Raw genomic sequence first — 13,168 nt, forward strand, 5'->3', positions numbered from 1 at the left:
TTGTAGGACACATGAAATCTCTAATTGGAGCCAAATTAGAATTGGAACAATTAGGCAAAGAATTTATTCAAGATGTCAATCAATATACAGAGTCGTTCAATCAAAAAGTAGATCAAATTGATGGTCGATATGAGGATTTTGCATATGTATGTCGTCATCCTAATGAAGAAGCATATTGTGCTAAGCATAATGGAATGTTGCCACAGACTAAACCGATTGATTATTTCCGAAGAACATTTTCTAATAGAGCTATTGTATTAGGTATTATTATGTGGATAATTCCAATTACACGTATTCTGGGAATACCTCTTTTAATTCTGGGAATTATTTTCCATTCTTTTGCCAAACGTGGATATAGAATTTCTCAACCGATTGCAAGTTTAAAAAATCATTTAATAGTTTCAAAAAAGAATAGCATCCTAAATGCTGATAAGAAATATTGTCAAGATCATGACTGCAGTGATACTACTTTGAAAGAAAAATTTAAATATGATTCAAGTTTGACACCAATTTATTCGGCTTTTACAGATCAAGTCAAGCTTGATAAAAACCAGGCAGAATATAAATTAAGTTATTATAGTGAAGTTATTCGACAAAACATTGTATATTTTCCTAAAACGGCGACTGATAATATGCATTACTTTTTTGAAATATATAAAACCCTATTAGAGGGAGTTCCCACTTGGGAAAAAGCCCTGAGATATGTGGGTCAAAATCAAAAAATTGAAGAAATGAAAGATACTCTTACTGATGCAATTAAAAATGCGACTTCAGAAATTACACAAGAAATTAGAAGTGCCACAAGTAAGGTAACATCAGAACTTAAGAAGAATAATGAAATGTTAAATAACGTAGCCCAAGAAACACATCGTCAAACCGATGCCATTAATTACTGGAATACTGTTCAAACTACTATGGAAGCATATCAAATTAGTGTTATGAACGAAACCAGAAAGAACACTGAAACTATAGCTGCACAATATCGTAACTAAAAAAAGGTACTTCCGTTCACGGAAGTACCTTTTTGAGTCTAATCATATCTTTTAAAACTAATTTATTTTCGATGATTGGTTCGGAATAGTTATCAACAAAAAAATTGTTATCAATGTTAACAACTCGAAAACCGCATTTTTGATAAAGGTAGAGTTGTGCAAAACTAGTGCTACCAGTTCCAATTTCAATTGTCTTGTAATTGTGTTTCTTAGCCCAATCACAAGTAAAGTTAATTAGATACTCGCCTAGACCATGATTACGATGTTTTCCATCCACAGCAATATTCACAATTTCCACTGTTTTTGGGTGAGTGTCTAACAGTAAAACCACGCCCAATAAATCTTTTCCACAGACTAATTCAAATTTATAGGCTCGTGGTAAATAGCTTTTAATTATTTCTTGAGACGGATCGGCCTCTAAAAATAGTTGCCTGTGTTTATCGGTGATTTGTTTGATAGGTTGAATTTTATTTTCTGATTTGTCCATCGCCTTGTACCAGATACTTTGTTGTTGTTAGTTCGTTGGCACCCATGGGACCTCTAGCGTGTAGCTTTTGAGTACTAATACCAATTTCAGCACCGAAACCGAATTGTTGCCCATCAGTGAAACGAGTTGAGGCGTTAGTGTAAACAACTGCGGCATCAATTTGTTTCATGAATTGGCGACTGCTACTATAGTTTTCGGTAATAATTGATTCGCTATGCTTAGTGTTGTATTTGTTGATGTGTTTGATAGCATCGTCAATTGAATCGACAATTTTAATGGCAATAATATAGTCGTCGTATTCGGTACCCCAATCTTCTTCAGTAGCAGGCACAATATCAGGTACGATAGCTTTAGATAAAGTGTCGCCACGGACTTCAACACTATTAGCTCTTAAAGCATCAAAAAGTTCAGGCAAAAATTGATTAGCAATGTCGCGATGTAAAATTACTTTTTCAGCGGCATTGCAAACGGAAGGGCGCTGAACTTTGGCATTGATGATAATCTTAAGAGCTTTGTCCAAATCGGCATCCTTATCAACATAGATATGGCAATTACCAGCACCGGTTTCAATAATCGGAACTTTAGCTTTGTCGACGACCATCTTGATAAATTTACCACTACCACGAGGAATCAAGACATCAATGTATTGGTTCAATTCCATCATTTTTTGAGCTGTTTCATGACTAACATCATCGATCAATTGAACAGCATCTTGGTTAATACCGACTTTTTGAAGGGCATGACGTAAAGTTTCTGAGAGAGCAATGTTGGAATTGATAGCTTCCTTACCACCACGCAAAATAACAGCATTACCGGCTTTAAAACATAAGCCGGCGGCATCAACGGTAACGTTAGGACGAGCTTCGTAAATCATTCCAATAACACCTAAGGGGACACGCTCTTGAGTAATGTCGAGCCCGCTAGTTGTTTGCCAGCCACGATCAACTTTGCCAATGGGGTCAGGTAGTTCGACAACTTGACGTAAGCCGTTAGCCATATCATTGATACGATCAGGTGTAAGCAACAAACGATCAAGCATCGCTTTTTTAGTACCGTTCTCCTTAGCTTTGTCATAGTCCTCTTTGTTAGCAGCGACAATTTCCTTAGTATTCAATACTAGACTGTCGGCCATAGTCAAAAGGGCTGTATTTTTTTCTTTGGAACCTAGTTGTCCTAATTCAAAGGCAGCATCTTGGGCTTTTTGGCCCATTTCTTCGAGATTAGTCATTATTTTCACTCCTAAAACGCTTTCTAATGTTTTAAGTATATCAGTTATTGGAAAAAGTAGTTACGCAAAAAAATAGTGGACCAATGTCCACTACTTTCTTGTCTAAGTAATTTTAATTTTTTTGCGTTGTGTTGTTGTCAACGTAATTAGTATTCTACTCTATTTTATGTGGCTGTCAACATATTTAACTGTTATTAATATTTTGACTAATCTTGCCAATCATTTCTAAGAAGAGACGTTGTTCCTCAGTACTTAAACCTTCAGTGGTACTTTTTTCAGCTTCCAAAAGAATAGCGTGTAGTTTTTTTGCCATTTCAGTACCACTGTTAGTTAAGCTAACGAGTGTTATACGTTTATCTTCTTTAGATTTAGAAGTTGTTACCAAGCCAGCTTTAGTCATACGGTTGATTGATTTGGCAATAGTTGAGTGGTCGACACATAAAGTAGTGACTAATTTATTTTGTGAAACATTATTATTTTTGAATAATTCCAGTAGAATCATATCCTGACCAGGGTAGAGTCCCAAAGGTCGAATTCTTTTAGTAGCGAGATTCTTGTAACTAGTAATCAAAGTAACGATAGCTTTGGCAATAGGGTATTCGTTGTTCATATTTTCCTCCTGTAGGTCATTGAATGTTTTTGGAGAAGAGAGTCCCAACTGCATCGCCGGAAAGAATATTGAAAATAACATCAGGATTTTTACCATTTGTAAGAACCATCTGTTGATTATGTTTCAAAATTAATTCTGCGGCTTTTAGTTTAGTTGTCATACCACCAGTTCCATATTTAGTTCCGTGACCACCAGCAGCGGCAATAATATCAGGATTGATTTTGTTGATACTGTCGATTAAATGAGCATCAGGAACTTTGAGTGGATTAGCTGAATAGAAACCATCAATATCTGATAACATGATTAATAAATCAGCATCGACTAAATTAGTTACGATAGCCGACAATTGGTCGTTATCACCAAATTTAGTGTGATGATCCAATTCAGAAACAGTTACAGTATCATTTTCGTTGACGATAGGGATGGCATTGTCCATTGACATCAATTCTTGGAAACTGTTCATCACATTAGTATGACTTTCGGGATAATCGATTATATCACGAGTAATCAACATTTGGGCGACTGACATTCCATATTCGTGAAAGGCTTCATTGTAAATCTGCATCAATTCTGCTTGTCCAACAGCGGCAACAGCTTGTTGTTTGGAAATTTTGATAGGACGCTTATCGATTCCCAGTACCCCCATACCGACACCAATAGCTCCAGATGAAACAAGAACGACATCTTTACCATCTTTTTTTAAAGTGCTAAGTACATGAGCTAGTTCTTTAATAACTTCTAAGTTGATTTTGCTGTTTTGACGAATCAGAGTACTAGTACCAACTTTGACTACGATTCGATCACCATAAATTTGGCGCTTATTTTGCATTTTTTCCATCCTCTAAAAATAATTGATTAAGTTTGTTGACTATTTAACACTAATATTATTATGCTAAGGCAAGAAGTGAAATAAGAAAAGGGTGTATTTAAATTGTATAAAGTATTAATCGTGCTTCACGAAGGCGACGACTATATCCGCATGAATAAAGTTTACATTGAAAGTATGCCCGTTGCTGGACAATATATCATTCATACAGATGGTTTGGCCTATTATGTAGAAGAAGTAACCACCTTTGTTGGTTATGTAAGTAGTAAGGGCGCTATTGCAATAGTAGTTGTTCATCCAGCTCCTAAGGATTCAGCTGTTAATAAGTTATATGGTGTAGATATTGAACGGGATTTGGATGATCCTGAATATAATAAAAATTAAATAGTATTTTAAGGGTGAGTTTAAGATGCCGCCCTCCACAAAAATCGGGAATGCATTGGAACGCTATGGGCACGGCTTGAAGCTAATTATTTCACACTTCGTGCAAAATAATGGATCTTCAAGTCCGGCCTTATTGTAAACGGCAAAGCCGTTAACAATAATCTCATAGCTGAATGCATTTCCGATTTTTGTTTCGGGCTAGATCCTATTCTTATTATTTATTTCGGGGTAAATAATAAATAGCTATTCGTTAGATGAATTAAAAGCAGTATCTATTTTATGGGATTAGTACACTTAAGTGTATTGAAAACTATGAATAAATACTGCTATTTTTTATCAGTTATTTCAAAAATTTAGAAAAGAAACAATACATAGAATACGTTTACTAGTCTGGAGTAACAAATCCAATTGGTCTCAGCTGTGAAATTGTCCTTAGTGGGTTTCCCACTTAGGACAAGACCAGTATTTGAGATAATTGTGAACTTCAATTAGCTCAAATCTGTGTCCACAGCGTTCCAGACCAATTGGATTTGTTGCGGAAGACGGCATATTTCACATAAAATTAATAAGAAAAACGTAATTTACAAATGTAGGCTTGCAATTTCTTGGTTTTAGTTTTAAATAGAAGCTGATAAGTCTATATTTGTAAACTTTATTTTCGAGAATTGGTATTAACCAATGTTCATGCGCTTTAGAGCAAAAAAAATAAAGGCCTACCACTAGCCTTTATTTTTGCGAGAAATTTAAACCAGAGCCTACCACTAACCCTGATTCCTAAGCAGTTGAGAAGGAGTACTACTCTAAAAGGATAACAATGAAACATTGTTAGGTTAATACATCTCGCCTATATAACCAAATTAATTATAAGTCTGATATAAATTTATTTCTACAATTCAGGAAAATAATTTGAGCAAAAAAACAAGATTTTAAAAAGATTCATAAATTAAATACACTATTTTGTTGTATTTGATGACATCAATGACAGAGGATACATTGAATGTCATACTCTAAGTACGTGTAGAATACTGATATTATATAACTTGTTCAGAAAAGTATAAGTATTTTATATAAAACTGGAAGCACATCAGTGACATTGTGATACATAATGGACATTGATAAAGAGAGATTATTGCATATTGAGGATATCTTATAGAGAAGGGTGGTATGACTTTGAAAGAAGTACGCATTTCTAGCGTGGAACGTGATAACTTTATTCGATCAGTAGAGGAGTCTGTTGGATCTTTTAACTTGGGTCGTGAAGGATCATTAATAAGACTAGTGTTCAAGCACCTAGAATTACTAGAGTATAATGACAGTTTGGAAGACGAGTTAAATAACTTTCGACGTGATTTGATTGAATATGATATCAACACGGGTCATCGTCACAATCGTGATGTAGAGGAATTATTATTCAAAATTAAAAATCGTAATTTACCGTATATATAATATAAAGTAGGAATATTCTGTATTCCTACTTTTTTTGTGCTTGATGCGATAATATTATGGTCATGAGGTGTGAAAATGCTAAAAATAATTCCTAGATCTATCCAAGATGTGCCAACATTAGAAGTCATACAAGAAGAACTAATTAATGAACCTTTGCCACTAGTAGTTTTTTATCACGGTTGGCGTTCAGCCAAAGAACAAGTTTTGACACAGGCCAGAAAATTAGCGCAGAAAAATATTCGAGTTGTTTTACCTGATGCACCTAATCATGGAGAACGTCATGCGGATGTTTCCTCGGTACCTTCAGTGACTTTCTGGAACAGTATTCAAGGCAATCTCAGTGAATTCTCGCTAATTTGCCAGTACTATCAAAAAAGTGATTTGATAAAAGATCAAAAGATCGGTGTTGGTGGTTACTCGATGGGCGGTATCACTACGGCGGCTTTATTGACGCAACATCCAGAAATCACCGCTGCTACAGTAATCATGGGCACACCTAATTTAAAAGGTTATGCTCAATTGATTATTGATGATGCCCAAAAACGTAATTTATATATGCCAGCTGATTTTGATAAATTGGTAGCTTGGATCGGTAATTACGATCTCAATAGTCGGCCTGAAAAAATCAATCGCCGTCCAGTCTTATTTTGGCATGGGACTAAAGATCCACGAATTCCATATCGGATGTCAAAAGATTTCTTCGATAATTTGCAAGGAAAAACTTATGGTGAGCAAGTAGCCTTTATTACTGGGTACAGAGCAGGGCATTTAGTGGAACCAAGATTGATGGATAAGATTGCTAATTTTTTTGAGTACTATTTAGAGTGATTTGCTTTAGGAACGAAGATAAATAGGATACCAAGATTGATTAGTCCTAAGATGACTAAAACGATAAATGCATGTTGAGTACCAATGGCAGTTGATGTTGCAGTACTCAAATGAGTGTTATTTTGACTTTGAGCGATAATGGCGGAAACAATTGAAGTACCAGTAGCTCCAGCAAACTGTTGTAAGGTGTTGAATAAGGCGTTACCGTCAGCTTGATCGTTGTTGGAAAGATATTTGAGACCGTCAGTCATAATGTTACCGAACGACATACCCATACCTAACATGTAGATAATGTAGAACCAAATAATCATTGTGTTACTTAACTTCAGACTGAAAATTGTAAAGATAATCAATGAAATATTAGCCAGAGTTACACCGGATAAAATTGGAATTCTGGCGCCAACCTCGTCCAAAATTTTTCCACCTAAAGGAGCTAAAATAGCGCCGACAACTCCGGCAGGTAAAACGGCTAAACCGGCAACGGTGGCGTTATTACCGTTAACCAACTGAATATAGTTTGGCAGTATAAAGGCAAAACCTAGAGACAAGATCTGAAATAGGAAGAACTGAATAGGTGACCACTAAAAATGTGATTTTTGAGGACACCTAAATTCAACAATGGTTCACTAAGACTGTTGGAGCGAAGGATGAACCAAATTAAACCGATAATTCCAATAACAAAGGCTAAGATAACAGTTAAATTCATTTGGCTCATGTTACTGAAACCAAAGATAAGGCCAGTAAAAGTTAGAATCAAAGCAATTAAACTCGGCAAATCAAATTTAGACTTTTGCAAAGGACTCTTTTGATTAATGTTTTTAATACCTAAAAAGAAAGAAATAATTAATACTGGTAGTAAGATGACAAAAATATAACGCCAACCGAATGAACTGACGACTAGGCCACCGAAAGTAGGACCAATAGCGGGAGCTACAGCTGTGATTAAGGTACCTAAGCCCATCATCAGACCGATTTTACTTTCGGGAACATTTTCTAAAATGATATTGAACATTAAGGGTAAAGCAATTCCTGTTCCTAATCCTTGAATAACACGTCCTAAAAGAAGTGCAGGGAAGATAGGGGCTATGGCGTCAATTAAAACCCCAAGAATGAAGAAGAGGTTTGCATAGATAAATAAAGTTTTAGTTTTAAAATTGCGTTTAAAAAATGAAGATAAGGGAACGATGATGGCAACGACTAACAGATAGATGGTAGTCATCCATTGAACAGTTGAAGTGTTGATGTTGAATTCTTTCATCAAAGTAGGGAAGGCTATGTTCATTGAAGTTTCAACGATAACCCCACAAAATGACATTAGCCCTGCCGCAATGACTGCCAGCAGAACTTTTAGTGGTATCTTTTCTTGATTTTCCATTATTTTTCCTCCTGAAAAGCTTGGAATTTAAGAAATTTCTCAACAATGGTTAATTCCTCAGTAGTAAAATTTTTCTCTAATATTTGCTGTTGATGAATCATGTAGTCACTGATTTTCCTTTCGAGTGCATGTGCTTTGTCAGTTAGATAGACTGATTTTTGGCGAGCATCTTGAGTTGAAGGTTTTCGATAAATCAAATCTTTTTTTTCCATTCGTTGTAAGGCAATCGTGGCCGTTGAACGTTGGATAAAGAATTCTTCCTCTATATCGCGTTGAAATAGTTCTCTGTCTTTATTGTGACTGAGAAAGTCAATGATCGACATTTGAACCCAAGTCATATCGTAGTCTTTGGCAAAAGCATCGAAGCGTCGGGACAATTGAGTGGATGCAATTTTTAGTAATGTATTGGTATTTTTTGACGTCATAAGTTAACCTCTTTAAAATAAATGTTAGATGTCTAACGATTAATTATCTTACTACGATGTTTTTTTGAATGCAATATGAAAAATGCCATCTTACACAACAAGTACGATTGGTCTCGAACGAATACTATTAAGAAAAAATCCTGTTAGGCTTATGTATAATCGGCCTTAACAGGATTTTGTTATTAATTTCTATAAAATTTTATACTTCATTTCGAATAGCTTAGTATGTAAAATCTTTCCACTGGTAGTCTTAGGAATTTTCTCGACTAAACGGAATTCAGTTGGGACTTGATAGTCGATTAAATTGTGACGACCAAATTCTTCCAGGGTAGCACCACTGAGATAGGCGTTCTGCTTTAATTCGATGTAGGCTACTGGGACTTGGTTTTCTAAATTATTATCAATTCCGACGATACAAATATCGACAATACCGTTGATACTGCGATAAATATTTTCAATTTCACGTGGATAAATAATTTTGTTACCACGATAGATCAATTCCGACTTGCGACCCTTGAGGTAAAGAAAATTGTCTTCGTCCAAATAACCCATATCGCCAGTTTTGAAGAAGCCATCTTTGGTGAAACGTGATTGGTATAGTTGACGTTTATTCAAATAACCAATAGCAATAGTGGGTGATTTAACCTCAATACAGCCGATATTATCTTGATTGATATCGGTAATTCTTATTTGTTCCGTGAAAAATGGTTGTCCACAGGATCCAGTTTTAGCCTCAGCATCGTTGAAACTTAAGGCGGCAATATTAGAAGTGGTGTCAGTCATGCCATATGATTGCAATACGGGGATGTCGAGCATGTTACAACGCAAGATAGTCCAGTTATCGACTAAACCATAACCTAGGAAAACACAACGGAATTTAGAATTGTAGCTTTTGCCTTTGGGTAAAGTGTTTAACAAATCTCGCAACATTGGTGGCGTAAGTGAGATTATTGTGGCTCTTTCATTGATAAGAACTTTATTTATCTGACTAATATCAAAACCATCAATTAAATAAACGCCAATACCATAAATCAATGAACGCATAATGATTGAAAAACCGGGAGCATTGAAAATTGGTAGTGTTAGAACCCAAATATCTTGTTTGGTAATGCCTAAACTCAAAGAAGTTCCCATAGCAGAGAAGAAAAAATTGCCATAAGTCAGCATAACACCGATATCATTGTTATCATTAGGAGTATAGAGAATAACAGCAACCTGATTATCGTCGAATTCGGAAACCGGCGTGTAGTCAGCACTTTTGTTAAGGCTCAAAATATCGGACATTAAGGTCTGTGACCAGTCCACTTTGGTAATCTCTTCTGTGGAAGCAGAGTCACTGATCAGGATAGTTTTGGGCTTGCAATCGTGAATTTGATAATTCAATGAATCAAAGGAAAGCTCGGTATCAAGCATGATTGTCCGTGCACCTAATTGTTGAAGTGCTAGAATGGCAACGTAACCGTTGAAACAATTATCGGAAAATAATGCTACGGGATCATTTTTGCGAATTCCGCTGGTAAATAATTTGCTAGCAAATAATTGAACACACACATTTAGTTCTTTGAAGGTGAAATCCGCATGTTCTAGGATTAAAGCCACCTTATCTGGATCTAATTTTGCACGTTTGACTAACCAATTTTCCAAAATGTGACCTCTTTTCCTTTAGTAATTTGATATTATTAAAATTGCTATAACTTGATTGTAAAACATTTGAAGAATAAAATTTTAACTAATTATGAAAAAAATTGAGGTAAAAAATGAGTTTGCTAAATGATTTGGGAATTGAAGTAGTTGAAGAAGGAAAACATAAAGTGGTTTTGCAGATGGATATCAACGACGAACATCTACAAATGGAAGAAAAAAAGGCTGGCAGTATCAATGCTATGTTGTCAGAAACGGCTGCTAGTATTGGGGCTAATTTGAATATGGAAAACAATGATACGGCTGCTATTTTGAGTGTATCGCTTCATAACCTCAATTCATTGAAAATCGGCAAAATTCAAGTAGAAGCAATCTCAATTAGAAATGGTAGTAATATTCAAACGTGGCAAGCCACGATTCATTATGACAACAGCGCTATTACAAATAGTTTGAGTACTATTACCTTAAAAAAAATCCAGATCTAACTTAATGACGATAGATTCTGGAATTTATAATTTCGAAAAAGGCCAATACAACTAGGCTTAATCCGAATAATTGATAAATGAATATAATTGTTTTAGAAGGGTTCAGAATAAACACAATACCTGCAAGCATTAGAAGGGCTGAGTAAAAATAGTCCAAGTAGGGTGTTATCTGAACCCTTTTTGTCATCTCGTGAGAATCTCGGAATTGATTGATACCATTCACTAACAAGATGATACCTAAAACGGGAGGTACCAAATTAACAAAAAAACGTGCAAATAGTAAAACCCCTAAGGCCAAGAATAAAGCGCCGACACCTAATCCAATAGCAATATTGTTTTCCCCTGTACTTTTACGAATACTTAAACCGTCGATAATTGATAGAACACCATAGATGGCGATGTAAGTAGAAACGATGTAGATGATGATATCAAAACTCTTGATTGGTGCAATGACAATTAGAATACCTGCCACTAGTAAAAAAATGAAACGCAACCAACGATAAAGCTGGAATTGCTTAACCATATTGTGATCCCCCTAGAAATGTCTAAATATATGATAACAGAAAATAGAAAAAATAGAATTACTCATAAATAATGTGTTCACAATCTGAGTTATCAAAATATAAATAAATTGATATATCAGGACGTGAGCATATTGCTTCTATTGTGAAATTATTATGGTACGGTATAAGTAACTGATACTAGGAGGGACAACTATGAGTGTTCGTGCATCTGATAAAATGGTCGAAGTTTTAGAAAAATGGGGTGTCGATAATATTTACGGAATACCAGGTGATTCCGTTGATACGACAATTGATGCTTTGTATCGTTCACAGGATAAGATTAAATTTACACATGTTTTGCATGAAGAAGTGGCTGCCTTGTCGGCTGCCGCACATGCTAAATTAACAGGTAAGTTAGGTGTTTGTTTGTCGATTGGTGGACCAGGAGCTATTCATCTGTTAAATGGTTTGTATGACGCTAAGATGGATCATGCGCCTGTTCTAGCAATTTTAGGACAAGTTCAATCGAAACTATTGAATACTGATTTCTTCCAAGAAGTTGATACGCATGTTTTGTTTGAAGATGTTGCCGTTTACAACAAAATTATCATGGATCCACAATCACTGCCAAGAATCATGGATGAAGCTATTAGAACAGCTATTGCTAAAAAGGGTGTTGCTGTTTTGACAATTCCAGATGACATTCCAGCACATATGATTAAGGATAATTTCACTCCTAATGTTGATAATTTCAAGTTAGATGACTACAAAGTTAATGATGATCAGATTAAGCAAGCCGTGGAAATGATGAAAATTCACTCTAATCCGATTGTTTTAGCTGGTGTTGGTATCAAAGATGCTAAAGCTGAAACAAAAGAATTCATTGAAAAATATAAACTGCCAATTATTTTGACAATGCCTGCCAAAGGGATGGTAGACGATGACCATCCTTATAACTTAGGTCAGTTAGGTAAATTGGGGACTAAACCGGCTTTTGAAATGATGCAAAAGGCTGATTTGGTAATTATGCTGGGTACAGACTATCCTTATGCACCATATTTAAATAAGAAAGTTGATGCTATTCAAGTTGATATCAATGCCGATCGCTTAGGTAAACGTCGTCACGTCAATTTAGCTATTCAAGGTGATACCAAAGAAGTCTTGAGTCGCTGGAATGAATTAGGTGAACCAGTTAAGGAACGTCATTTCTTGGATCTAGCAGTTGCAAAGATTGGCCAGTGGCACAGTTGGATGCATGATGTTTATTCCAAGAAACACGATGGTGTCTTACCGTCATTAATGTTCCATAATCTTAGTAAGAGTGCTCCTCGAGATACTGTATGGTCGATTGATGTTGGTACTTCGACAGCTTTTGGTGCTAGATTCTTAACCGCTAAATCTAGTCAGATGTATACTATTTCAGCTTGGTTAGGGACGATGGGCTGTGCTTTGCCAGGCGCGATTGCCGCCAAGATGGATATGCCTGATCGACCAGTTTATGCGATTGCCGGTGATGGTGCCTTTTCAATGGTAATGCAGGACTTTGCAACAGCAGTGAGATATAAATTGCCAATGCTATTTGTGGTCTTGAATAACAAACTACTAGCCTTTATCGAATATGAACAACAGTCAGCTGGGCAACAGAATTATGGTATCAGTTTGCCAAATATTGATTTTGCCAAGTTTGCTGAAGCTTGTGGCGGTATCGGTGAGAGAATCACAACTGATGAACAGTTCTCTGAAGCAATTGCCAAGTATCGTAACCCTGAAAAACCAGTTCTTTTGGATGTAGCAGTTAATGATGAGGCTCCACTTCCTGGTAAAATTATGATGGATGAAGCCCAAGGCTATGCTAAATTTGGTTTTGGTCACGTTGTTGATAAGAAGAGCTTGCCAGAATTACCACCAATGAAAGAAATTTTACGTTCATTCTTATAA

Annotated in this window: 13 protein-coding genes and 1 pseudogene; 6 read left to right on the forward strand and 8 right to left on the reverse strand. The window is 35.8% G+C overall.

Annotation, left to right across the window (positions count from 1 at the left end; genetic code table 11):
• Window positions 1-11 precede the first annotated feature (11 nt).
• Window positions 12-992, forward strand: coding sequence for a hypothetical protein (locus tag LKACC16343_RS10030; RefSeq protein WP_156638763.1), 981 nt, complete (start codon window positions 12-14; stop codon window positions 990-992).
• A gap of 16 nt (window positions 993-1,008) precedes the next feature.
• On the opposite strand, the gene LKACC16343_RS10035 is transcribed toward LKACC16343_RS10030, so the two are convergent.
• From LKACC16343_RS10035 to proB, 4 genes are all read right to left on the reverse strand, one after another.
• The gene (locus LKACC16343_RS10035; RefSeq protein ID WP_056953346.1) at window positions 1,009-1,479 is read right to left on the reverse strand and encodes a GNAT family N-acetyltransferase; all 471 of its coding nucleotides are present in this window, start codon (window positions 1,477-1,479) and stop codon (window positions 1,009-1,011) included.
• Window positions 1,460-2,707 carry a glutamate-5-semialdehyde dehydrogenase gene (locus tag LKACC16343_RS10040; RefSeq protein WP_056953348.1) on the reverse strand — a complete coding sequence of 416 codons (1,248 nt, stop codon included), beginning with the start codon at window positions 2,705-2,707 and terminating at the stop codon, window positions 1,460-1,462. The genes LKACC16343_RS10035 and LKACC16343_RS10040 overlap by 20 nt, the downstream gene beginning before the upstream one ends.
• A gap of 184 nt (window positions 2,708-2,891) precedes the next feature.
• Window positions 2,892-3,317, reverse strand: a complete 426-nt coding sequence (locus LKACC16343_RS10045; protein WP_056953350.1) for a MarR family winged helix-turn-helix transcriptional regulator — start codon at window positions 3,315-3,317, stop codon at window positions 2,892-2,894.
• Window positions 3,318-3,333: 16 nt separating this feature from the next.
• Window positions 3,334-4,146, reverse strand: a complete 813-nt coding sequence (gene proB / locus LKACC16343_RS10050; RefSeq protein ID WP_056953352.1) for a glutamate 5-kinase — start codon at window positions 4,144-4,146, stop codon at window positions 3,334-3,336.
• Between the two features lie 102 nt (window positions 4,147-4,248).
• On the opposite strand from proB, the gene LKACC16343_RS10055 reads away from it, so the two are divergent.
• The 3 genes from LKACC16343_RS10055 to LKACC16343_RS10065 all read left to right on the forward strand — a co-directional run bounded on the left by LKACC16343_RS10055 (window position 4,249) and on the right by LKACC16343_RS10065 (window position 6,801).
• Entirely contained in the window at window positions 4,249-4,527 is a 279-nt protein-coding gene (locus tag LKACC16343_RS10055; protein ID WP_054643555.1) for a hypothetical protein, read from the forward strand.
• 1,170 nt (window positions 4,528-5,697) lie between these two features.
• Window positions 5,698-5,973 carry a hypothetical protein gene (locus tag LKACC16343_RS10060; RefSeq protein WP_143444241.1) on the forward strand — a complete coding sequence of 92 codons (276 nt, stop codon included), beginning with the start codon at window positions 5,698-5,700 and terminating at the stop codon, window positions 5,971-5,973.
• A 75-nt stretch (window positions 5,974-6,048) separates the two neighbouring features.
• A complete protein-coding gene (locus LKACC16343_RS10065; protein WP_056953355.1) occupies window positions 6,049-6,801 on the forward strand; it encodes an alpha/beta fold hydrolase in 753 nt (250 codons plus the stop codon).
• On the opposite strand, the pseudogene LKACC16343_RS10070 reads toward LKACC16343_RS10065, so the two are convergent.
• The 3 genes and pseudogenes from LKACC16343_RS10070 to LKACC16343_RS10080 form a co-directional block, all read right to left on the reverse strand.
• Window positions 6,789-8,176, reverse strand: a pseudogene (locus tag LKACC16343_RS10070) (MDR family MFS transporter). The gene LKACC16343_RS10065 and the pseudogene LKACC16343_RS10070 overlap by 13 nt on opposite strands.
• Window positions 8,176-8,601: a MarR family winged helix-turn-helix transcriptional regulator gene (locus LKACC16343_RS10075; protein WP_056953357.1), complete on the reverse strand. Its 426-nt coding sequence runs from the start codon at window positions 8,599-8,601 to the stop codon at window positions 8,176-8,178. Before LKACC16343_RS10075 ends, LKACC16343_RS10070 begins: the two are co-directional and overlap by 1 nt.
• A gap of 189 nt (window positions 8,602-8,790) precedes the next feature.
• Complete coding sequence (locus tag LKACC16343_RS10080; protein WP_056953359.1) at window positions 8,791-10,245, reverse strand: AMP-binding protein; 1,455 nt, start codon at window positions 10,243-10,245, stop codon at window positions 8,791-8,793.
• A 113-nt stretch (window positions 10,246-10,358) separates the two neighbouring features.
• Here LKACC16343_RS10080 and LKACC16343_RS10085 point away from each other — a divergent pair, with 113 nt between their 5' ends.
• Complete coding sequence (locus tag LKACC16343_RS10085) at window positions 10,359-10,727, forward strand: PaaI family thioesterase (protein ID WP_054643558.1); 369 nt, start codon at window positions 10,359-10,361, stop codon at window positions 10,725-10,727.
• A gap of 1 nt (window position 10,728) precedes the next feature.
• Here the strand turns inward: LKACC16343_RS10085 and LKACC16343_RS10090 are convergent, their stop codons facing one another.
• The gene (locus LKACC16343_RS10090) at window positions 10,729-11,250 is read right to left on the reverse strand and encodes a DUF308 domain-containing protein (protein WP_056953362.1); all 522 of its coding nucleotides are present in this window, start codon (window positions 11,248-11,250) and stop codon (window positions 10,729-10,731) included.
• Between the two features lie 193 nt (window positions 11,251-11,443).
• On the opposite strand from LKACC16343_RS10090, the gene LKACC16343_RS10095 reads away from it, so the two are divergent.
• Window positions 11,444-13,168 (forward strand): pyruvate oxidase, encoded by a 1,725-nt coding sequence (locus LKACC16343_RS10095; protein ID WP_056953364.1) that lies wholly within the window; start codon window positions 11,444-11,446, stop codon window positions 13,166-13,168.

The sequence above is a fragment of the Companilactobacillus bobalius genome (genome assembly GCF_002179915.1).
In the GTDB taxonomy this organism is placed as follows: domain Bacteria; phylum Bacillota; class Bacilli; order Lactobacillales; family Lactobacillaceae; genus Companilactobacillus; species Companilactobacillus bobalius.